We start from the raw sequence: 389 nt of genomic DNA, 5'->3' as shown, positions 1-389 counted from the left end.
AAACGTTGCATGTAGGGATTGTGGTGTCGGCAAAATTCTGACCCTCTTACAAAGCAGAGAAAAGCGCATGTGCGGCGGTGTTGTGCTCGGGTGCTTTGTAGGCACAGACAAACAGCAGAGCGCATGCCTGCTGTTCAAATTCGATTTCCGCCAGCGGGCGCGCAATCAGCGAAGGGGAAAGGGTTTGGGAAACGCGCAACGCCAAATCCACGCCTTCGGCAATCAAATCGACGTGGCGGTTGTCCCCAAATCCCTCATAAGTTTGAGCCGCGTTGGTAATCATGCCGCCTGAAGATTTTTGCACAATCTCTTCCAAAGGCAGGTTTTCAAATTCGGTGCCTTTGATTTGATTGTTCAGGTTGGCGATGTAGGTTTGATGGTGTTTGCCG

Annotated in this window: 1 pseudogene; it reads right to left on the bottom strand. The window is 51.2% G+C overall.

Annotated features, from left to right (window positions below):
- Positions 1-136: 136 nt before the first annotated feature.
- Positions 137-389: pseudogene (locus ACRPFF_RS11560) on the bottom strand (hypothetical protein); the annotation flags it as partial.

It is taken from the genome of Neisseria sp. SLRRB23 (assembly GCF_050896295.1).
Classification (GTDB): domain Bacteria; phylum Pseudomonadota; class Gammaproteobacteria; order Burkholderiales; family Neisseriaceae; genus Neisseria.
Note: the sequence above shows the minus strand (reverse complement) of the source record. Positions and strands in the feature narration are given on the sequence as shown.